This is a genomic window from Enterobacter sp. MF024 (assembly GCF_005843915.1).
GTDB lineage: Bacteria > Pseudomonadota > Gammaproteobacteria > Enterobacterales > Enterobacteriaceae > Enterobacter > Enterobacter barmai.
Genome location: NZ_VCBB01000001.1, coordinates 1,024,964 through 1,044,416, shown reverse-complemented (window position 1 = coordinate 1,044,416; position 19,453 = coordinate 1,024,964). Strand labels below are relative to the sequence as shown.

The 19,453-nt window shown below is 55.5% G+C and carries 22 protein-coding genes, 1 pseudogene and 1 other annotated feature; of the genes and pseudogenes, 6 read left to right on the top strand and 17 right to left on the bottom strand.

What is annotated here, in order from left to right; translation table 11 throughout:
* The first annotated feature begins 6 nt into the window (after positions 1-6).
* Positions 7-642, top strand: coding sequence for a leucine efflux protein LeuE (leuE, locus tag FFB58_RS05065; RefSeq protein ID WP_138369214.1), 636 nt, complete (start codon positions 7-9; stop codon positions 640-642).
* Positions 643-678: 36 nt separating this feature from the next.
* Here leuE and FFB58_RS05060 read toward each other — a convergent pair whose 3' ends face one another.
* The gene (locus tag FFB58_RS05060; RefSeq protein WP_032611245.1) at positions 679-975 is read right to left on the bottom strand and encodes a YciI family protein; all 297 of its coding nucleotides are present in this window, start codon (positions 973-975) and stop codon (positions 679-681) included.
* A gap of 221 nt (positions 976-1,196) precedes the next feature.
* Here FFB58_RS05060 and tonB point away from each other — a divergent pair, with 221 nt between their 5' ends.
* Positions 1,197-1,928 (top strand): TonB system transport protein TonB, encoded by a 732-nt coding sequence (tonB, locus tag FFB58_RS05055; RefSeq protein ID WP_138369256.1) that lies wholly within the window; start codon positions 1,197-1,199, stop codon positions 1,926-1,928.
* A 30-nt stretch (positions 1,929-1,958) separates the two neighbouring features.
* Here tonB and yciA read toward each other — a convergent pair whose 3' ends face one another.
* The 4 genes and pseudogenes from yciA to FFB58_RS05035 all read right to left on the bottom strand — a co-directional run.
* Positions 1,959-2,354: an acyl-CoA thioester hydrolase YciA gene (gene yciA, locus FFB58_RS05050; protein ID WP_138369213.1), complete on the bottom strand. Its 396-nt coding sequence runs from the start codon at positions 2,352-2,354 to the stop codon at positions 1,959-1,961.
* 55 nt (positions 2,355-2,409) lie between these two features.
* On the bottom strand, positions 2,410-2,949 hold the full coding sequence (locus tag FFB58_RS05045; RefSeq protein WP_039030674.1) for a septation protein A: 540 nt from the start codon (positions 2,947-2,949) through the stop codon (positions 2,410-2,412).
* A gap of 56 nt (positions 2,950-3,005) precedes the next feature.
* Positions 3,006-3,749 carry a YciC family protein gene (locus tag FFB58_RS05040; protein ID WP_039030673.1) on the bottom strand — a complete coding sequence of 248 codons (744 nt, stop codon included), beginning with the start codon at positions 3,747-3,749 and terminating at the stop codon, positions 3,006-3,008.
* 25 nt (positions 3,750-3,774) lie between these two features.
* A pseudogene (locus tag FFB58_RS05035) lies at positions 3,775-3,867 on the bottom strand (YkgJ family cysteine cluster protein); the annotation flags it as partial.
* 221 nt (positions 3,868-4,088) lie between these two features.
* Between FFB58_RS05035 and ompW the strand changes: the two are divergent.
* Positions 4,089-4,721 (top strand): outer membrane protein OmpW, encoded by a 633-nt coding sequence (ompW, locus tag FFB58_RS05030; RefSeq protein WP_039030672.1) that lies wholly within the window; start codon positions 4,089-4,091, stop codon positions 4,719-4,721.
* 32 nt (positions 4,722-4,753) lie between these two features.
* Here ompW and FFB58_RS05025 read toward each other — a convergent pair whose 3' ends face one another.
* The 8 genes from FFB58_RS05025 to FFB58_RS04990 form a co-directional block, all read right to left on the bottom strand.
* Positions 4,754-5,026, bottom strand: a complete 273-nt coding sequence (locus tag FFB58_RS05025; protein WP_052246198.1) for a DUF883 family protein — start codon at positions 5,024-5,026, stop codon at positions 4,754-4,756.
* A gap of 102 nt (positions 5,027-5,128) precedes the next feature.
* On the bottom strand, positions 5,129-5,362 hold the full coding sequence (gene yedF / locus FFB58_RS05020; RefSeq protein ID WP_039030671.1) for a sulfurtransferase-like selenium metabolism protein YedF: 234 nt from the start codon (positions 5,360-5,362) through the stop codon (positions 5,129-5,131).
* Positions 5,359-6,570 carry a selenium metabolism membrane protein YedE/FdhT gene (gene yedE / locus FFB58_RS05015; protein ID WP_039030670.1) on the bottom strand — a complete coding sequence of 404 codons (1,212 nt, stop codon included), beginning with the start codon at positions 6,568-6,570 and terminating at the stop codon, positions 5,359-5,361. The genes yedF and yedE overlap by 4 nt, the downstream gene beginning before the upstream one ends.
* A gap of 156 nt (positions 6,571-6,726) precedes the next feature.
* On the bottom strand, positions 6,727-7,536 hold the full coding sequence (gene trpA, locus FFB58_RS05010; protein WP_039030669.1) for a tryptophan synthase subunit alpha: 810 nt from the start codon (positions 7,534-7,536) through the stop codon (positions 6,727-6,729).
* Positions 7,536-8,729 (bottom strand): tryptophan synthase subunit beta, encoded by a 1,194-nt coding sequence (trpB, locus tag FFB58_RS05005; protein WP_039030668.1) that lies wholly within the window; start codon positions 8,727-8,729, stop codon positions 7,536-7,538. The genes trpA and trpB overlap by 1 nt, the downstream gene beginning before the upstream one ends.
* A gap of 10 nt (positions 8,730-8,739) precedes the next feature.
* Entirely contained in the window at positions 8,740-10,098 is a 1,359-nt protein-coding gene (gene trpCF / locus FFB58_RS05000; RefSeq protein WP_138369212.1) for a bifunctional indole-3-glycerol-phosphate synthase TrpC/phosphoribosylanthranilate isomerase TrpF, read from the bottom strand.
* 3 nt (positions 10,099-10,101) lie between these two features.
* Positions 10,102-11,697, bottom strand: a complete 1,596-nt coding sequence (trpD, locus tag FFB58_RS04995) for a bifunctional anthranilate synthase glutamate amidotransferase component TrpG/anthranilate phosphoribosyltransferase TrpD (protein WP_138369211.1) — start codon at positions 11,695-11,697, stop codon at positions 10,102-10,104.
* Positions 11,697-13,259, bottom strand: coding sequence for an anthranilate synthase component 1 (locus tag FFB58_RS04990; RefSeq protein WP_138369210.1), 1,563 nt, complete (start codon positions 13,257-13,259; stop codon positions 11,697-11,699). The genes trpD and FFB58_RS04990 overlap by 1 nt, the downstream gene beginning before the upstream one ends.
* Positions 13,260-13,283: 24 nt before the next feature.
* Positions 13,284-13,378, bottom strand: a sequence feature (Trp leader region).
* 159 nt (positions 13,379-13,537) lie between these two features.
* Between FFB58_RS04990 and rnm the strand changes: the two genes are divergently transcribed.
* Together rnm and FFB58_RS04980 are read left to right on the top strand one after the other, a co-directional pair.
* Positions 13,538-14,419: an RNase AM gene (gene rnm, locus FFB58_RS04985; protein ID WP_138369209.1), complete on the top strand. Its 882-nt coding sequence runs from the start codon at positions 13,538-13,540 to the stop codon at positions 14,417-14,419.
* Positions 14,416-15,036: an L-threonylcarbamoyladenylate synthase gene (locus FFB58_RS04980; protein WP_138369208.1), complete on the top strand. Its 621-nt coding sequence runs from the start codon at positions 14,416-14,418 to the stop codon at positions 15,034-15,036. Before rnm ends, FFB58_RS04980 begins: the two co-directional genes overlap by 4 nt.
* A gap of 323 nt (positions 15,037-15,359) precedes the next feature.
* Here FFB58_RS04980 and FFB58_RS04975 read toward each other — a convergent pair whose 3' ends face one another.
* Positions 15,360-15,623: a hypothetical protein gene (locus FFB58_RS04975; RefSeq protein WP_138369207.1), complete on the bottom strand. Its 264-nt coding sequence runs from the start codon at positions 15,621-15,623 to the stop codon at positions 15,360-15,362.
* A complete protein-coding gene (locus tag FFB58_RS04970) occupies positions 15,613-16,761 on the bottom strand; it encodes a PAAR domain-containing protein (RefSeq protein WP_138369206.1) in 1,149 nt (382 codons plus the stop codon). Before FFB58_RS04970 ends, FFB58_RS04975 begins: the two co-directional genes overlap by 11 nt.
* Before the next feature lie 384 nt (positions 16,762-17,145).
* Between FFB58_RS04970 and rluB the strand changes: the two genes are divergently transcribed.
* Entirely contained in the window at positions 17,146-18,021 is an 876-nt protein-coding gene (gene rluB, locus FFB58_RS04965) for a 23S rRNA pseudouridine(2605) synthase RluB (protein WP_039030662.1), read from the top strand.
* Positions 18,022-18,049: 28 nt separating this feature from the next.
* On the opposite strand, the gene cobO is transcribed toward rluB, so the two are convergent.
* Positions 18,050-18,640: a cob(I)yrinic acid a,c-diamide adenosyltransferase gene (gene cobO, locus FFB58_RS04960; protein ID WP_039031850.1), complete on the bottom strand. Its 591-nt coding sequence runs from the start codon at positions 18,638-18,640 to the stop codon at positions 18,050-18,052.
* Entirely contained in the window at positions 18,637-19,398 is a 762-nt protein-coding gene (locus FFB58_RS04955) for a YciK family oxidoreductase (protein WP_138369205.1), read from the bottom strand. Before FFB58_RS04955 ends, cobO begins: the two co-directional genes overlap by 4 nt.
* Positions 19,399-19,453 lie beyond the last annotated feature (55 nt).

The window sequence follows — 19,453 nt, the reverse complement described above, 5'->3', positions numbered from 1 at the left end:
GATGAGGTGTTTGCGGATTTGGGTGTACTGAATTTCTGGACTTATGTCGTTGGGGCTATTTTTATCGTACTGGTGCCAGGGCCAAATACCCTGTTTGTCTTAAAGACCGGTATTGGTCACGGCGTGAAAAAGGGCTATCTGGCCGCCAGCGGCGTGTTTATCGGCGATGCGGTGCTGATGTTTCTGGCCTGGGCGGGCGTGGCTGCGCTGATCCAGACCACACCGATGCTGTTTAATATTGTTCGCTATCTTGGGGCATTCTATCTGTTATGGCTGGGCGGCAAGATGCTCTGGTCAGTGATAAGGCATAATCAGCAGGGCGAAGCGGGCGGTCTTGAACCAGCCAAAACAATAATGAAACGCTCGCTGGTGCTGAGCATGACCAACCCGAAGGCGATCCTGTTCTATGTCTCGTTCTTCGTACAGTTTATTGATGTTCAGGCGAAGCATACCGGCGTAGCCTTTATGATCCTCGCGGTCACGCTGGAAATCATCAGTTTTGTCTATATGAGCTTCCTGATCTTCTCCGGAGCCTTTGTGACGCGCTACCTGAAAACCAAAAAGAAACTGGCGAAGCTGGGAAATGGCTTGATTGGTTTACTGTTTGTTGGGTTCGCGGCGCGGCTGGCATCGCTGAACTGATGAGAAAAGGCTCCCGGTGCGGAGCCTTTTTTTATCCTAGAAAACTTTTTTAAACGGCTTCACCACGACGTTATCATACACGCCTGCTGCCACATAGGGGTCGTCCTGGGCCCAGGCCTGTGCCGCTTCGAGAGATTCAAACTCGGCAATCACCGTCGAGCCGGTAAATCCTGCCGCACCCGGATCGTTGCTGTCTACGGCAGGCATTGGACCTGCGGTCAGTAATCTGCCTTCGTCATGCAGCAGCTGTAAGCGCGCAAGATGGGCAGGGCGTACGGAGAGGCGTTTTTCAAGAGAATCAGCAACATCTGCAGCAAAAATCACATAAAGCACAGCGGAGCTCCTTAACCGATAAAAGTGGGAATTACGTTATGTGAAAGTACAGGTGACTGCAACGCAAAGATAGCGACAATGTTAAAACCCTTCTCAACACGTGCCTTTTTTCGCCAGCTGAACGGTTAAATCGGGCGAAGTTTAACTGGCTTATTGAATATGATTGCTATTTGCATTTAAAATCGAGGCCTGGCTTTTTAACTGAAACGATTATGACTTCAATGACCCTTGATTTACCTCGCCGCTTTCCCTGGCCGACGCTGTTGTCCGTCGGCATTCACGGAGCCGTCGTGGCGGGTCTGCTTTACACATCGGTACATCAGGTTATTGAAATGCCAGCGCCCGCGCAGCCGATTTCTGTGACCATGGTAACACCTGCGGAGCTGGAGCCCGTGCAGGTGGCGCCACCACCGGAACCTGTTGCAGAGCCTGAACCCGAGCCGGAACCGGAACCTGAAATCGTTCCTGAACCGCCTAAAGAAGCGCCTGTAGTGATTCATAAGCCGGAGCCCAAGCCAAAACCGAAGCCGAAACCAAAACCCGTGAAAAAGGTGGAGGAGCGTCCGAAGCGTGAAGAGCGCCCGGTTGAGCCTCGCACCACCCAGCCGGTCGAGAGAGCGGCCCCGGCTCGCCCGGTCATGAACTCTTCGCCCGCCACCGCGAAGCCGGTAGCAGCGGCCCCGGCAGGTCCACGCGCGTTGAGCCGTAACCAGCCGCAATACCCGGCGCGAGCTCAGGCATTACGTATTGAAGGCCGTGTACGGGTGAAATTTGACGTTACCGCCGACGGACGCGTGGATAATGTGCAGATCCTCTCCGCACAGCCGTCGAATATGTTTGAGCGTGAAGTGAAAACCGCGATGCGCAAATGGCGTTATGAAGCCGGTAAGCCAGGCAGCGGGCTGATCGTGAATATTGTCTTCCGCCTGAACGGCGGGGCACAGATGGAATAATAAAAAAGCCTCCCCATCGGGAGGCTTTTTTTATGCCTGAGGTAACGGGCGAGGTTTACCTTCGCTGTCCACCGCCACATAAATAAACAGCGCTTCGGTGGCTTTATAACGCTGACCGATAGGTTCTGAAGAGACCTTCTTCACCCACACCTCGATATTTATCGACACCGAGGTATTCCCACGCTTCACGCAGCGCGCGTAGCAGCAGACCACATCTCCCACGGCCACAGGGCGTAAAAAGGTCATCCCGTCGACCCGGACCGTCACCACGCGGCCGTGCGCAATCTCTTTAGCGAGGATGGCCCCGCCCATATCCATCTGCGACATCAACCAGCCGCCAAAAATATCGCCGTTCGCATTGGTGTCGGCGGGCATTGCAAGTGTGCGTAAAACCAGTTCACCCTGAGGGGCTTCTTGTGTAGTCATTCTTTTCTCTGCTTGTAACGATGTGGCCAGCGCGTGAGTTGTGCTGGCCGGAAGATCAGTTCTTATCATCCTGCGGCATATGACGATAGATGTAGATACCGCTCAGCAGGGTGAAAATCAGCGTCAGTGCGGTCAGACCGAACACTTTGAAGTTGACCCAGATATTCTGTGGCAACCAGAAGGCGATATAGATATTCGCCAGGCCGCAAAGAATAAAGAACACCGCCCAGGCGATATTCAGACGTGACCAGACGACCTGCGGAAGCGCCAGCTCTTTACCCAGCATGCGCTGAATAAGGGGCTTTTTCATGACCCACTGGCTGAACAGCAGCGCACCGGCAAACAGCACGTAGATGACGGTCACTTTCCACTTGATGAACTCATCGTTGTGGAAAAAGACCGTCAGTCCGCCAAAGAAGGCCACCAGCACGAAGGTGATCAGGGCCATCTTTTCCACCTTGCGGTAGCGCACCCAGCTGTAAATCAGCACCACCGCGGTGGCGACGATCAGGGCAGTAGTGGCCGCGTAAATGTCATACAGCTTGTAGAAGGCAAAAAAGACAACCAGGGGTAAAAAATCAAGAAACTGCTTCATTCTTCTATTCCATCATCAGCGATGGCCTGCGCGTGATGCCCAGGCCATCAGAAAAATTACTGGCGGATTAACGTGTACAGGCGGAACAAATAGACGAGCAGGACTGCGGAGATCAGATTGCTCAGCGTATTTGCCACCACAGCACCGACGTTAGGCGTCAGAACGGCAAGATTCGGTGCAAACAGCAGCAGCAGGGTTTTAGCCAGCAGCCAGCTCATCACCGCCGGGGCAACCAGACGCATATTAGACCATGCCAGCCGGATGCTGCTACGCATGGCGACAAAAATCCCCATGCGGTCCTGTACTACCATCACGGGCGCGAAGGCAAGCACGATGGCCAGCAGCACGCCCGGCACTACCACCAGCATAATCCCTAACTGCACCAGCATGGTGGTTAAAAAGATCAGGATAAACAGTTTTGGCAGCAGCGGCGCGCTGGCCCCAATGGCCCGTAGTGCGCTGACGCGCTGTCCGGCAGATACCAGCTGGATCATCAGCAGCACGCCGCCGGCGAGAATGGCATTACCGATTAAGCCTGAAAAGGTCGAGGCCGCCGAAGCCCGCAACAGGATCTGCTGCTGCTCAGGGGTCATGTTCTGCACCATTTCAAACAGCCCGACGCTGCTGGCAATCTGATCGCCTTCGCTCAGGCTGGCAATCTGCTCCTCACTCGGCGAAAAGGCATGACCAAGTACCACCGTGATAAATGCGCACAACAAGGCAATCAGTAAAAAGGTAAGGAACTGATTGCGGAAAAAATTCCCCGTGTCACGGTAGACAGACTTCGCCGTGATAGACATGCACTCTCCTTGAGTATTGCAGGTGTTAATTAGCGGGCAATTGTACCCTGGATAACTGTACGGTGGCAGTATCAAGCCTTGTATGGAAAAGCATATCTTTGTAAAGCGCCCGTAATCCCTCGCTGTAATTTTGCACGGTTGTTATCGCACTGTGCTCTGTTTGCCTGAAAAAGCAAAATTGATCCAGGCGGCCACTACCAATTTTTGCCCGCGACCGAAAAAATTAATTTAGATCAATGAATGTTAAATCTCTGAATTCAATGTGATCCCGATTGGATCATGATTAATCATTTGTAGGTATATTCCCGTCGCCAATAAAACCATAACGAGGGAATGGATATGAAAAAAGCAGCGCTCGCAGCACTGATTCTGGGTACGCTTTCCGGCAGTGCAATTGCCCACGAAGCAGGTGAGTTCTTCTTCCGCCTGGGGACCGCCACGGTACGTCCTACGGAAGGCTCGGAAAATGTTCTGGGTTTAGGCGGTTTTAACGTCAGTAACAATACCCAGGCCGGGATGACCTTCACCTGGATGGCCACCGACAACGTCGGCGTTGAACTGCTGGCGGCCACGCCGTTTCGTCACCGGGTCGGGACGGGCCCAACCGGAGATATCGCCACGGTTCACCATCTGCCGCCCACCCTGATGGCGCAGTGGTATTTCGGCGATGCCGGGAGCAAGGTTCGCCCCTATGTGGGTGCCGGGGTCAACTACACCACCTTCTTTGATGAGAAGTTTAACGACACCGGTAAAGCGGCGGGCCTCTCTGACCTGAGCCTGAAGGATTCCTGGGGTATGGCGGGTCAGGTGGGGCTGGACTATCTGATTAACCGCGACTGGTTAATTAACGCCTCGGTCTGGTACATGGATATTGATACCGACGTCCGTTTCAAAGCAGGTGGGGAGCAACAAAGTATCAGCACCCGTCTGGATCCTTGGGTGTTTATGTTCTCGGCGGGATATCGCTTCTGACGTAAAGAAGGCCCCGAAGGGCCTTCTGTCTTTTATTTACGACCCAACAACAGGCCAAGGACAATACCCACCGCACCTGCGGCAATGAGGCCGGTAAGCGGATTATTTTTCACCGCGTCGGTAACCTCAGTCACCACGTCGCTGGCCTGTGCAGCATATTTACGTCCGGCACCCTTCAACTGATGTTTTGGTGAATCAACAAATTCACCAAACTGCTGCTGTGCAGCACCGGCCGCTTCATCCAGCTTGTTCTTGGCCTTTTCACCAGCATATTGTGCATCATTATCAAGATTATGGTCTGACATAACGTTCTCCTTTTGTAGTCAATGTAAAGCATAGACGCCACGGGGAGATGCTGAATAAAATGGGATTAATACTTAAAGGGGTGGCCTGTCACCACCCTGACATTACTTCTGGATCAGATAGCGGATAGTCGGCCCATCCTGCTGAATATCCAGCACGGTATAGCCGTGGTTTTTCGCATCGAGCGGGATGTTGTTGATGGACTGCGGACAGTCGCTCACCACCTCCAGGATCTCGCCTTTCTTCAACTGCGGCATCGCCTCAAGAGTGGCGACAGCCGGGTAAGGGCAGGGTTCACCCACCATATCGAGGCGGTAGTCGGGTACGATCTCTTTCATGCGGCTTCCTCACGGATTTCAGTTTTCACGGCAGCGCGACGGAAAAAGCGCTTTTCCTGCGCCAGCACCAGTAAAAAGGCGATCATCAGCAAAAGGTAGGTCACCAGCAGTCCCCCCAGTGGACCAAAGGTGTTGAGAAGGTTCACCTTATCCCAGTTCGTCGCCAGCGCGGGCGATAAATCATCCCAGTAATAGGCCAGCAGGGTGGAGCCAATGACGTTACCCAGACCGACCCACCAGTAGTGCACCTGGCCTTCGACCGCGCGATACATCCAGCCGGTTTCACACCCGCCTGCCAGCACAATCCCGAAGCCAAACAGCAGTCCGCCGATGACGGCATTCGGTCCAGCCCACATGATCTTCGGCTCAACGCCCAGCTGGACGTAGCTGAAGATCCCGATGGCGCTCACCGCCATCCCGGCAATGATCGCTTTCGCCATCATGGTACGGCCGGTGATCCACATGTCGCGAAACGCCGAGGTAAAGCAGATCTGCGCCCGTTCAATCAGCAGGCCAAAGCCGACGCCGAACAGCATCGCCAGACCTAGCTTAGGCTGATTGAGTGCGGTACAGAGCGCCCAGGCCAGCATGCCGAAGAAGACCAGCATCCCGAGGCGAAAACGACGGCGCGCCTGATCCGGTTTCTGGGTTAACGGCGAAGCGGCGCTCACTTTTTGCATTTTGACGGGAATTCGGAACAGGGGCAGCAGGGTAAAGCGCGCGCCAAAGTACGAGCCCACGGCGGTGGCCAGAGCAAAGAACCAGGCGTGCAGGGAGAACTGCGGGATCCCGGTGAAGAAGGCGGCCAGGTTGCAGCCCATCGCCAGACGCGCGCCAAACCCGGCGATAATGCCCCCGATAACCGCCTGGGCGATGCGGATCCGGCTGTGCGGCATGCGCAGCTTGACGTTGTTTGCCCACAGCGCTGCAGCAAAACAGCCGCCGAACATGCCGATTATCATCATGCCGTCGATGCGGGTGAGCGGAGTACCTTCAAGGTGAATCAGTTTGTAATAACCCCACTCTTGGGTGTGAACGCCAGCCAGCTGCAGCAGTTGTCCGCCCCAGCGGGTAAATTCGCCGGTGACCGCCCAGAAGGTGCCGGTAATGCCGAAATAGTAGGTGGAGAGGATCCCCGCAGCGATAACCGCAGGAACAGGTGACCAGAACTTAATTAAATAAGCCTGCTTAAAGTGGTGCCATGACATAGTTAAACCTCTGAACTCAGAAGGATTAAGGAGGAAGACTTATAAGACGGGGGGATAATACGCCGGGAAACTATTTTGGAAAGTGTTAAATGCGTTAAAGCTCGAAGGGATCAATTTATGCATGAAGCCGTCTGGCAAAACCAGACGGCGATTCCATTATTGCGGACGGGTGGCTGCTTTCATGGCACTGACGAAGGATTTCAGCTCGCTCAACATCTGCTCGGGCTTATCGACGTTGTTCTCGATAATTTTGACAATCGCTGAACCGGAAATAGCCCCGGCAGCTCCGGCACCCAGTGCGGCAGTAACCTGCTCAGGTGCCGAAATGCCAAAGCCCTGCAGCGGCGGTGCGGCGTTGTATTCCGCCAGTTTTTCCACCAGATGGTGCAGCGGCAGGGCGGCTTTGTTTTCCGCACCCGTTACGCCAGCACGCGACAGCAGATAGGTATATCCGCGACCGTGGGACGCAATCTGGCGCAGCAGTTCGTCGTCGGCGTTTGGCGGACAGATAAAGATCGGCGCGACGTTATGACGCATCGCCGCCTGGCGGAACGGTGCAGACTCCTCAACCGGCACATCGGCGACCAGCACCGAATCCACGCCCACGCGGGCGCACTCGGCGTAAAACTCGTCGATCCCTCGGTTAAAGACCAGGTTGGCGTACATCAGCAGGCCAATGGGAATAGCCGGGTATTTCTGACGAATGGTCGCCAGCATCTCGAAGCACTGGGTGGGTGTTACGCCTGCGGCAAAGGCGCGCAGGGTGGCACTCTGGATGGTCGGGCCATCGGCCAGCGGATCGGAGAAGGGAATGCCCAGCTCCAGCGCGTCGGCACCCGCCTCAACCAGGGCGTCGATAATCTTCAGCGACTGCTCAGGAGAGGGGTCGCCCAGCGTTACGAAGGGAACAAACGCGCCTTCCTTGCGGGCCTTAAGTTCAGCAAACACGTTATCGTAACGTTCCATCAGATTTCCCCTCGTGCTTTCAGAATATCGTGAACGGTGAAGATGTCTTTATCACCGCGACCGGAAAGGTTTACCACCAGCAGCTGCTCTTTTTCCGGGTTGTCCTGGATCATTTTCAGGGCATGGGCCAGGGCGTGGGAAGACTCCAGCGCCGGAATGATCCCCTCCTTACGGCACAGGGTTTTGAACGCTTCCAGCGCTTCGTCATCGGTAATAGAGACGTACTCGGCGCGACCGATGCTGTTCAGATAGGCGTGCTGTGGTCCGACGGACGGAAAGTCCAGACCGGCGGAGATGGAGTACGACTCTTCGATCTGGCCTTCGTCAGTCTGCATCATCGGCGCTTTCATGCCGAAGTAGATGCCCACGCGACCGTGTTTCAGCGGCGCGCCGTGTTCACCGGTTTCGATGCCATGACCGGCAGGCTCAACGCCAATCAGCCCCACGCTGCTGTCATCGATGAAATCGGCAAACATGCCGATGGCGTTTGAACCGCCGCCAACGCAGGCGATCACCGCATCCGGCAGACGCCCCTCTTTTTCGAGGATCTGCGCTTTGGTCTCTTCCCCGATCATGCGCTGGAATTCACGCACGATGGTCGGGAAGGGGTGCGGACCCGCGGCGGTGCCCAGCATATAGTGGGCGTTTTCATAGTTACCAGACCAGTCGCGCAGCGCTTCGTTGCAGGCATCTTTCAGGGTGGCCGAGCCGCTGTACACCGGGATCACTTCCGCGCCCATCAGACGCATACGGAAGACGTTTGGTGACTGACGCTCAACGTCTTTTGCCCCCATGTAGATACGGCATTTCAGACCGAGCAGGGCGCTAGCCAGCGCCGACGCCACGCCGTGCTGTCCGGCACCGGTTTCGGCGATGATTTCGGTTTTACCCATCCGTTTTGCCAGCAATGCCTGGCCTAACACCTGGTTGGTTTTATGCGCGCCGCCGTGGAGCAGATCCTCACGCTTCAGATACAGCGTAGTGTTGGTGCCCGCCGTCAGGTTACGGCATTTGGTCAGGGCCGTTGGACGACCGGCGTAGTTTTTCAGCAGGTCGGTAAACTCAGCCTGGAAGAGCGGATCTTTTTGTGCACTGACAAAAGCTTCTTCCAGCTGGCGCAGGGCGGGCATCAGGATCTGCGGCACATACATGCCGCCGAACTCACCAAAATAGGGATTTAATAATGTGGTCATCTTCTCTTCCTTAATATGCACGCAGCGTTTTGAACACCGAAGCCAGTTTGCTGGCATCTTTTATGCCCGGCTGCGACTCAACGCCTGAATTAAAATCGAGACCTGCGCAGCCTGCTTTGGCGGCTTCAACGCAGTTGTCCGGGCTTAAACCACCGGCGAGCAGGACGTTATCCAGCTTCTCACCGTTAAGCAGCGACCAGTCAAAACGCTGCCCGGTTCCGCCCTGGCCGTTATCCAGAACATATTTATCGACATGATTGAGCGTGCGCGGCGGCAGGGTGTCCGCCACGCTCAGGGCTTTCCAGATTTGCACATGCGGTTTCAGGCTCTGGCGCAGGGCATCGATATAGCTCTGGTCCTCGCTACCGTGCAGCTGAACGGCGGTGAGGGAGAGCTGGTCTGCAACCTCTGCCACCCTGTCGATCGCGGCATTACGGAACACGCCCACGTACTGCAACGGTGCCGCGGCGATCGTCTCGCGCGCCTGCGAAACGCACACATTGCGCGGGGAGGCATCAACAAAGATCAGCCCGCCATAAATCGCGCCTGCTTCATAAGCCGCTACGGCATCCTGCGGGCGCGTCAGGCCGCATACCTTATTTTCACCCAGCAACACGCGACGTACCGCCGCGCTGAGATCGTCCTGCTCCATCATCGCCGAACCAATCAGGAAGCCGTTGGCGAAATGGCTCAGCTCGCGAACCTGGGCATAATTGTTGATGCCGGACTCGCTGATGACCGTCACGCCTGCACCCAGACGTGGCGCCAGCTGGCGGGTGCGGTTTAGGTCGATGGAGAGATCGCGCAGGTCGCGGTTGTTGATGCCGACGACTTTGGCCTCAAGCGCGATAGCACGCTCCAGCTCCTCTTCGTTGCTCACTTCGGTCAGCACGCCCATCTTCAGGCTGTGCGCCACCGCAGCGAGCTGGCGGTACTGCTCGTCATCCAGCACCGAGAGCATCAGCAGGCAGGCATCGGCCTGATAAAAACGCGCCAGCCAGATCTGATACGGGTCGATAATAAAGTCTTTGCACAAAATCGGCTGCGGCGCGATGCCGCTGACGATGGGCAGAAAATCAAAACTTCCCTGGAAATATTTCTCATCGGTCAGCACCGAAATCGCCGAAGCGTGGCGCTTATAGATGGCGGCGATCTTCGCCGGGTCGAAATCGTCGCGGATCACCCCTTTTGACGGCGAGGCCTTTTTGCACTCAAGGATAAATGCGGTGCGCGCGCCCTGCAGGGCATCATAAAAACGACGGCTGCTCGGTACCACGTCATTCTGGAAACTGGCGAGCGGCTGCTGCTGTTTCCGCGCTTCAACCCAGATGGCCTTATCGGCAACGATTTTCGCTAATACGGTCTGCATTGTTCATCCTCTTGCCGCTAATGCGGTAACCCGGTCGTAGGCTGCGCCAGAGCGCAACACATCAATCACTTTCTGCGCGTTGACCTGTAAATCTTCCTCGCCGTGCAGACGCATCAGCATGGCGACGTTGGCGGCAACAGCGGCCTCATGCGCTGGCTCACCTTTACCTTGTAACAGGCGGGTCAGAATGTCACGGTTTTCTTCCGGGGTGCCGCCTGCCAGCTGTTCCTGGTGATACGGCGTTAAGCCAAAGTCGGCCGCTTCAAGCTGGTAGCTTTTGATCTCACCGTTGTTCAGTTCGGCCACCAGGGTCGGTGCATGCAGGGAGACTTCATCCATCCCGCCGCTGTGCACCACCGCCGCCCGCTGATAACCCAGCACGCGCAGGGTTTCGGCAATCGGCAGCACCAGTTCCGGGCTGTAGACGCCAATCAGCGCCAGCGGCGGGTGCGCCGGGTTGATCAGCGGCCCGAGCACGTTAAACAGGGTGCGGGTTTTCAGCTGCTGACGCACCGGCATCGCATGGCGGAATCCGGTGTGATACTTCGGCGCGAACAGGAAGCAAACGCCCAGTTCATCCAGTGCATCGCGGGATTTTTCCGCGTTCATATCCAGATTGATACCGAAGGCGGCCAGCAGATCCGACGAGCCGGAACGGCTGGAGACGCTGCGGTTACCGTGCTTCGCCACCTTCAACCCGCAGGCTGCAGCGACAAAGGCGCTGGCGGTGGAGATGTTGATGCTGTTGCTGCCGTCACCGCCGGTGCCGACGATATCGGCAAACAGATAGTCCGGGCGCGGGAACGGGGCGGCGTTTTCCAGCAGGGCGGTGGCGGCACCGGCAATCTCCTGGGGCTGTTCACCACGTACTTTCATGCTCACCAGCGCGGCGGCCAGCTGCTCGGGCTTCAGCTCGCCGCGTACCACGGCGGAGAACAGCTGGTGGCTCTCCTGCTGGCTCAGGGTCTGCGCCTGATAAAGTTTTTCCAGGATCGGCTGCAGGCTGTTGGTCTGCTCCAGTTTTTGCAGCGCCCAGTTGAGGGTCTGCTCCAGCAGGCGAGCGCCCTGGGAGGTCAGAATGGATTCCGGGTGAAACTGCATGCCGCAAACCCGGTCCGCATCATGACGCACAGCCATCACCATCCCGTTGTAATGGGCGTTAATGGTCAGGCCCGCCGGTATGTTGCTGCCCACCAGCGAGTGATAGCGCGCCACCGGCAGCGGGTTCATCAGCCCGGCAAACATCGCCTGACCGTCATGTTCAATGCTGGAGGCTTTACCGTGCAGGATCTCTCCCGCCTGGCCGACGTAACCGCCGTAGGCCTCAACAATCGCCTGATGGCCCAGGCAGATCCCGATGATCGGCAGTTTGCCGCGCAGACGAGTCAACAGCTCCGGCATACAGCCCGCTTCACTTGGCGCGCCCGGCCCCGGGGAGAGCATCAGCACCGGGTTTTGCATGGTGGCCAGACGGTCGATTAAGGTCTGAGCCGGAACATGGTTACGGTAAATCACCACGTTGTGACCGTTAGCACGCAGCTGATCCGCCAGGTTATAGGTAAAGGAGTCGATATTATCGAGCAGCAGAATGTCAGCCATCAGAAAATCTCCTGTGCGTGATGGGCAGTCGCAATGGCGCGCAGTACCGCGCGGGCCTTGTTACGGGTTTCGTCAGCTTCAGACTGCGGAACAGAGTCGAGAACGATGCCCGCGCCCGCCTGGACGGTGGCGATCCCCTCTTCAACGTAGGCGGAGCGGATCACGATGCAGGTATCCAGATCGCCGTGGGCGGTGAAGTAGCCCACCGCGCCGCCGTAGCTGCCGCGACGACGGCCTTCAGCCTGAGCAATCAGCTGCATGGCGCGAACTTTCGGCGCGCCGCTCAGGGTGCCCATGTTCATGCAGGCGCGGTAGGCGTGCAGCACGTCCAGATCCTGACGCAGCTCGCCCACGACGCGGGAAACCAGATGCATCACGAAGGAGTAACGGTCCACTTTGGTCAAGTCGGCGACGTAACGGCTGCCCGGGGTGCAGATGCGCGCCAGGTCGTTACGGGCCAGGTCAACCAGCATCAGGTGTTCGGACATCTCTTTCTGGTCGGTGCGCATCTCCAGCTCGATGCGGCTGTCGAGGTCGCGATCCAACGAACCGTCGGCACGACGACCGCGCGGGCGGGTACCGGCAATAGGATAGATTTCAATCTGACGGCTGGTGGCGTCGTACTTCAGGGAGCTCTCCGGCGAGGCGCCGAACAGGGTAAAATCGTTATCCTGCATAAAGAACATGTACGGGCTCGGGTTGCTCTTCTTCAGCACGTCATAGGCCGCCAGCGGGGACGGGCAGGGCAGGGAGAAGCGACGGGACGGCACTACCTGGAAAATCTCGCCGGCGCGAATGGCTTTCTGCATCTGACGGACCACCACGCCGTACTCATCGTCCGTCTGGCTGACGTCGCAGCGCATCTGCTCCACGCGCTGCACCGGCAGTTCCGGCGGGGCTTCATCCATCTGCGCCTGCAGCTGGGCAATGCGCTGCTCCAGACGCTGCTTCTCCGCCAGAATCGGGGTGAACAGGCTGGCCTGAATGCGGGTGTACTTTTTCTGGTGGTCGATCACCAGTAAGGTTTCCGCCAGATAGAAGCAGTAGTCCGGGCAGCGGTTTCCCTGCTCAAGCTCAGGGAGATCTTCAAAACCGGCCACCAGGTCGTAAGCAAACAGCCCACCAAAGAACATCGCTTCGCGCTCGCTTTCCGGCACATTGACCAGGTTTTGCAGCAGGCGGAAGGCATCAAACACCGACAGAGAACAGAGGCGGGCATCTTCATCCAGCAGCTGGCTGACCGGCGGGAAATGCAGGATGCGCTGGTCAGGGCGATGTTCATTCTCAATGCCAGCTGGCAGAACATCATCCAGCAGCGACAGCAGGGCCGCACCGTTTTCAGAAAGCGCCTGCAGGGTGACGGTATCGCCCAAAGCGGTGATGCGCAGGGCGCTGTCGACCAGCAGCAGACTTTTCAGATCGTCTTTACTGTCGATATCCGCAGACTCCAGCAGCAGAGTGGCGGGACGCGCGCCGCACACCTGATGGAACAGGACGGTGGGGTTGTGGCGATACGCCGCCTCGCGGGTCAGCAGTTCGAGGTTCGGTTTGGCTGTTTGCATTATGTTGTTCTCTTTATTCTGTTCATAAAAAAGCCCGCTCAGTGGCGGGCCAGGTATCTGAATGCATGACGCAGACGTACGACACTGCCCGTTAATCAGGAAGTGCGCCACCAGCTGTGCAGAGTAAAATGTGCGGTCATTTTCAGATACCTCGTTGAGTGAACTTGCGTACTAGTTAACTAGTTCGATGGCTTATTGTCAACCCCCCGATTTCAGAATTTCACCACATACCGTTATTATGGCCGCGCAGATATTGACGAGCAGTGACGGGAGCCGCTTTGAGCGACACGAATTACGCAGTGATTTATGATTTACACAGCCACACGCAGGCCTCTGACGGCCTGCTTACGCCTGAAGAGCTTGTCCATCGCGCCCATGAGATGCGAGTGGGCACGCTGGCCATTACCGATCACGATACCACCGAGGCCATTGCAGCCGCGCGGGCAGAGATTACCCGCAGCGGATTGCCCCTGACCCTGATAACCGGCGTGGAGATATCCACCGTCTGGGAAAATCATGAGATTCATATCGTCGGGTTAAACATCGATATTGAAAACCCGGAGATGCGCGCGTTTCTGGATGAGCAAAAAATGCGGCGCGTGCTGCGGGCCGAGATGATCGCCGAACGCCTGGAGAAAGCCCATATTCCCGGTGCCTGGGAAGGGGCCATGCGGCTGGCGAAAGACGGGGCGGTGACCCGCGCCCACTTTGCCCGTTATCTGGTGGAAGCCGGTAAGGCAAATAACATTGCGGATGTATTTAAAAAATACCTCGCCCGCGGGAAAACCGGATACGTTCCTCCCCAGTGGTGTACAATAGAACAAGCTATTGATGTCATTCATCATTCTGGCGGCAAGGCGGTACTGGCGCATCCGGGGCGGTATAACCTCTCCGCCAAATGGCTGAAACGTCTGCTGGCTTACTTTGCCGAACACGGCGGAGATGCGATGGAAGTCGCCCAGTGTCAGCAGGCACCCAACGAGCGCAGTCAGCTGGCTGAATATGCCCGCCAGTATGGACTCCTTGCCTCCCAGGGCTCTGATTTTCATCAGCCTTGTCCCTGGATAGAGCTGGGACGCAAGCTCTGGTTACCTGCTGGCGTCGAGCCGGTGTGGCAACTCTGGGAGCAGCCAACGCCAATTGAAGAGAGGGTAGTATGAGCCAATTTTTTTATATCCATCCTGACAATCCGCAGCCGCGTTTGATTAATCAGGCCGTGGAGATCGTGCGTAAGGGCGGGGTTATCGTCTATCCAACCGATTCCGGTTACGCGCTGGGCTGTAAGATCGAAGATAAATCCGCGATGGAGCGTATCTGCCGGATCCGCCACATCCCGAACGGGCATAACTTTACCCTGATGTGCCGCGATCTCTCTGAGTTATCCACCTACTCCTACGTGGATAACGTCGCGTTTCGGTTGATCAAAAACAACACGCCGGGCAACTACACCTTCATCCTTAAAGGGACGAAAGAGGTGCCGCGCCGCCTGCTGCAGGAAAAACGCAAAACCATCGGGATGCGCGTGCCGTCGAACCCGATTGCCCAGGCGCTGCTTGAAACCCTCGGCGAGCCGATGCTCTCCACCTCGCTGATGCTGCCGGGCAGCGAATTTACCGAATCCGATCCGGATGAGATCAAAGACCGCCTCGAGAAGCAGGTGGAGTTGATTATTCACGGTGGCTATCTCGGCCAGCAACCGACCACGGTAATTGATTTAACGGAAGATGCGCCGGTCGTGCTGCGTGAAGGCGTGGGGGACGTTAAGCCTTTCTTGTAACGGTGTAAGCCGCTATACTACGCGGCCATCAGTTTAGCGGTAATTTCTCCGCTATAATGACCCTATTCGACGCCTGTGAAGGCGTATAAGATAAATATTAATTCATTTGGAATCAATGAGTTAGTTTGTTTTGATTAGTGGTTGTTACCAGCTTGCGTAACAACCATTAGCCACATCTCGATTCTCATCATGAGTTTACACCTTTTCCTTCGTTTTTTGCTCAACAACTCCGTATGTAGCTGTATCGCAAAAGGGCCTTTATAGCTTCTATTGTCTAAAATCACGGAAAAGGGCCAAAGGCTGGATCTCTCCAGCCTTTGGCATCATCTCACTTTTTTGAAGACAAGCAGGATCAGAGGGACGCAGACAGCGAAACCAATGATAGAGGTTAAAGCCGAATCAGAGTGATTTTGCGATAGCTCCTTAACAAACCAGGTGCATTGAGAAGGGGTAAATTCTCCGCCTTGGCTCATTGTCTCTGAAAAGTTAAGAGCGAAGACCAGATCGAAATAAAGCACGATAACGTAATACGCTACGCAGATCAGCGCGATACTCATCCACCTGATCCAGAACTTCTTATTCATCATCGTAAGTGCTTCCCAATGAACCGCCTACTGTACCGCCTGAGTATGGGGATGTTGAGCCTACAACAGCAGCGGAATTGGCAGCAGATTGTTCAATTTTTGCACTCCCTCCCATTGGTTGAGGGCTTTTGTTCTCGGTGTTAGGGTACTGCTGTTTGAATGTATTAGTCATTTCGACAACGAGCATTGAGGAGAAGTCTGCACTCTTTGTTTGAAGATAATTTTGCAGTGATACCGGAATAGTAAAATCTTCTTCTATGTTGATTGGTAGCTGTGTTGTCGTGGATGTGTAACCGTGATCGAATAACTTTGAGCCAGCAAACTTTATCCCCTCAACTGAGTGGGTGGTACAGTTGCTACCAGTCACATCATACTTATCAATCGTGCGGCCTCTTCGCTTTGTACCGTCTTGCATGTTTGGCGTTTGAATTGGTGCTACACCGCTAATCCAAAGGTTTTCGAAGAATTTACGGATTCTTTTAGGATCAGCATCATCAATGCGGAAAGCACGAGCACCCATTTCATAAAGTTCGTATCGGTAATACTTTCGCGCATCTTCATCTTGGAAAAAGTCTAAAATCCCATCCCCAGTGAAGGTACTTTTATCAGTGCGTCCATAGCGACCATAGGTGTAGAGATAGATGCTGTTATGCTCATGCACCGAAACGAAAGCATGACCTGCACTTGTGGTTTCAGTCCAGAGGTAAACGCCGTTAAGTAGCGGGTTATCTTCTGGCTTGCAGATGTCAGCGAAGCTATTTTGCTTCTTCGCTGCCTGTGCATGTTGTTCAGGATCTGACTGTGGGAGAAATGTTGATGTAAGGATCTTTTCTGTGATACCTGAATGTTTCAACGAAAATAGGGTATCTTGTTCATAACGGTCAGGAATAGTAGGGACGAACGTGGCCTTACACGGACAGGAACTGACGCTGCCCAGTGTTCCCGCCAGTCTTCTACCATCGGCCCACGTTTCAGATGTGCCTCCTAATATTTTATATGTCCCCGGATGATTGCCGCATGACACCAGGTCACCTTCCCGCGCTCCGGCTACACCATACCAACTTAGCGTTTCATCCCCAGTTAGTATCTTCCCTCTGCAGGTAGTCGGGTCACCCACCCGAAGGTAAAAACCCATTGCCATAAATCCCTCTATTCTTAATGGATATTAACGAGGTGACTATTTTACATACAATTACTTCATGAGCAATAATGGTCGAACTAAAGTAAAATTGTAGCAAAGGCTCGTTCACTCTTTTCGGACAAGAGGGATGTTTAGGGAAACCAGGTTCATAACCAATGATTCATGGCCCAGACTATCAGCAGCCAGACTTAAACAAATGAAACGTGAAGAAGCATTCCTTTCGAAGTTAATGTAATATGGCAGGTCACGTTTGTGCGGGTGTACTAAATGAGACACCCTTTAATGTAATAAGTACTTACATGACAATGAGATGCTTTTTAAGTTAGCTCATTATTTCATAAAGTACACCAGACGCCTGTGAAGGCGACACCTGAAGGAAGCTCAATGAGCGAGAAATTACAGAAAGTGCTGGCCCGCGCCGGCCACGGCTCACGCCGTGAAATCGAAACCATTATCGCAGCAGGTCGTGTCAGCGTGGACGGTAAAATCGCCACCCTGGGCGATCGTGTTGACATCGTACCCGGCCTGAAAATCCGTATCGACGGCCACCTGATCTCCGTGAAAGAGTCTGCCGAGCAGATTTGCCGCGTGCTGGCTTACTACAAGCCGGAAGGCGAACTCTGCACACGCAACGATCCGGAAGGTCGCCCAACCGTGTTTGACCGCCTGCCAAAACTGCGCGGCGCGCGCTGGATCGCGGTAGGTCGTCTGGACGTTAACACCTGCGGTCTGCTGCTGTTCACTACCGATGGTGAACTGGCAAACCGTCTGATGCACCCAAGCCGTGAAGTCGAACGTGAATACGCGGTTCGTGTGTTCGGTGAAGTTGACGACAATAAGATCCGTGAACTGTCTCGCGGCGTGCAGCTTGAAGATGGCCCGGCAGCGTTTAAAACCATTAAGTTCACCGGTGGCGAAGGCATTAACCAGTGGTACAACGTGACCCTGACCGAAGGTCGTAACCGCGAGGTGCGTCGTCTGTGGGAAGCCGTTGGCGTGCAGGTTAGCCGTCTGATCCGTGTCCGTTACGGTGACATCCTTCTGCCGAAGGGTCTGCCACGTGGCGGCTATACGGAGCTGGATTTAACCCAGACCAACTATCTGCGTGAGCTGGTAGAACTGACCCCGGAAACCACTTCGAAAGTGGCGGTGGAGAAAGATCGTCGTCGCATGAAAGCGAACCAGATCCGTCGGGCGGTTAAACGTCATAGCCAGGTCAGCAGTAATCGCCGCTCTGGCAGCCGTAACAACAACGGCTAAAACAAAACCCGCCTCGGCGGGTTTTTTGTTAATAGTCGATGCCGATTTGCGCTTTAACGCCTGCATCGAAAGCGTGCTTAACCGGTCGTAACTCGCTAACCGTATCCGCCATCTCCATAATATCCCGATGACAGCCGCGCCCGGTGATAATCACCGTCTGGTGTGCCGGACGACTGTTCAGCGCCTCAACCACCTCCTGCAACGGTAAATAGTCGTAGGCCACCATATAGGTGATCTCATCCAGCAGAACCATATTCAGCGTTGGGTCCGCCAGCATACGCTTCGCATGCTCCCAGACGGCCAGACAGGCCGCAGTGTCCGTTTCGCGGTTCTGAGTATCCCAGGTAAAGCCGGTGGCCATGACCTGAAACTCCACCCCATGCGGTTCCAGCAGATTACGCTCGCCGTTTGGCCACTCGCCCTTAATGAACTGAATGACGCCCACCTTTTGACCGTGACCGACGGCGCGCGTTGCCGTGCCAAAAGCCGCAGTGGTTTTGCCTTTGCCGTTGCCGGTAAAGACGATAATAATCCCGCGCTCATCCTGAGCTGCGGCAACGCGGGCATCAACCTGTTCTTTAAGGCGCTGCTGGCGCTGTTGATGACGTTCATCACTCATTGCGATATTCCTGGTTTACGGCCGGGTTGGGCATCAAAGGTCATGCCGGTTTTCCGGCGGCTGTCGTCGCCCATCAGCCACAGATAGAGCGGCATGATATCGGCAGGGGTTTTCAGTTTAAGCGGATCTTCGCTCGGGAACGCGCTGGCGCGCATGCTGGTACGCGTCCCGCCAGGGTTGATGCAGTTCACGCGCAGATGGCGGCTCTGGTACTCCTCAGCCAGCACCTGCATCATCCCTTCGGTGGCAAATTTCGAGGCGGCATACGCGCCCCAGTTTGCCCGGCCCTGGCGTCCGACGCTTGATGAAGTAAAGACCAGCGAGCCGGAATCGGACTGCAGTAATAAAGGAAGGAGGGCCTGGGTAAGGAAAAAGGTGCCGTTAACGTTCACCTGCATGACCTGCTGCCAGATCTCCGGGTTTTGCTCATCCATTGGGCGGACTTCGCCAAGCAGGCCCGCATTGTGGAGCACGCCGTCCAGACGCGGATACTCGGTGGCGATACGCCCGGCAAGCTCCCGGCAGCTCTCCGGGGTGCAGGTTAACAGGTCGAGAATGTACGCGCGGGTGGGGGCTCCGCCTTCACTGGCGATAGCCTGAGCAACATCGCGCAGCTTATCTTCATTACGACCCAGCAGGATAAGGCGCGCACCGTGGCGGGCATAGGTCAATGCCGCCTCGCGGCCAATGCCGTCGCTGGCTCCCGTGACCAGAATAATACGGTTTTGCAGAAGATCTTTTTTAGGTTGATAGTGCAAGGTCACTCCTCAGGCGCGCGTTGGCGCGGCCCATGCTGTGCGGTCTCTTTTCGGC

What these genes read in the sequence shown, in the direction of transcription:
- tonB (WP_138369256.1), top strand. Translation starts at nt 1,197, where the DNA reads ATGACCCTTGATTTACCTCGCCGCTTTCCCTGGCCGACGCTGTTGTCC.
- yciA (WP_138369213.1), bottom strand. Translation starts at nt 2,354, where the DNA reads ATGACTACACAAGAAGCCCCTCAGGGTGAACTGGTTTTACGCACACTT.
- FFB58_RS05045 (WP_039030674.1), bottom strand. Translation starts at nt 2,949, where the DNA reads ATGAAGCAGTTTCTTGATTTTTTACCCCTGGTTGTCTTTTTTGCCTTC.
- FFB58_RS05040 (WP_039030673.1), bottom strand. Translation starts at nt 3,749, where the DNA reads ATGTCTATCACGGCGAAGTCTGTCTACCGTGACACGGGGAATTTTTTC.
- ompW (WP_039030672.1), top strand. Translation starts at nt 4,089, where the DNA reads ATGAAAAAAGCAGCGCTCGCAGCACTGATTCTGGGTACGCTTTCCGGC.
- FFB58_RS05025 (WP_052246198.1), bottom strand. Translation starts at nt 5,026, where the DNA reads ATGTCAGACCATAATCTTGATAATGATGCACAATATGCTGGTGAAAAG.
- yedF (WP_039030671.1), bottom strand. Translation starts at nt 5,362, where the DNA reads ATGAAAGAGATCGTACCCGACTACCGCCTCGATATGGTGGGTGAACCC.
- yedE (WP_039030670.1), bottom strand. Translation starts at nt 6,570, where the DNA reads ATGTCATGGCACCACTTTAAGCAGGCTTATTTAATTAAGTTCTGGTCA.
- trpA (WP_039030669.1), bottom strand. Translation starts at nt 7,536, where the DNA reads ATGGAACGTTACGATAACGTGTTTGCTGAACTTAAGGCCCGCAAGGAA.
- trpB (WP_039030668.1), bottom strand. Translation starts at nt 8,729, where the DNA reads ATGACCACATTATTAAATCCCTATTTTGGTGAGTTCGGCGGCATGTAT.
- trpCF (WP_138369212.1), bottom strand. Translation starts at nt 10,098, where the DNA reads ATGCAGACCGTATTAGCGAAAATCGTTGCCGATAAGGCCATCTGGGTT.
- trpD (WP_138369211.1), bottom strand. Translation starts at nt 11,697, where the DNA reads ATGGCTGACATTCTGCTGCTCGATAATATCGACTCCTTTACCTATAAC.
- FFB58_RS04990 (WP_138369210.1), bottom strand. Translation starts at nt 13,259, where the DNA reads ATGCAAACAGCCAAACCGAACCTCGAACTGCTGACCCGCGAGGCGGCG.
- FFB58_RS04980 (WP_138369208.1), top strand. Translation starts at nt 14,416, where the DNA reads ATGAGCCAATTTTTTTATATCCATCCTGACAATCCGCAGCCGCGTTTG.
- FFB58_RS04975 (WP_138369207.1), bottom strand. Translation starts at nt 15,623, where the DNA reads ATGATGAATAAGAAGTTCTGGATCAGGTGGATGAGTATCGCGCTGATC.
- FFB58_RS04970 (WP_138369206.1), bottom strand. Translation starts at nt 16,761, where the DNA reads ATGGCAATGGGTTTTTACCTTCGGGTGGGTGACCCGACTACCTGCAGA.
- rluB (WP_039030662.1), top strand. Translation starts at nt 17,146, where the DNA reads ATGAGCGAGAAATTACAGAAAGTGCTGGCCCGCGCCGGCCACGGCTCA.
- cobO (WP_039031850.1), bottom strand. Translation starts at nt 18,640, where the DNA reads ATGAGTGATGAACGTCATCAACAGCGCCAGCAGCGCCTTAAAGAACAG.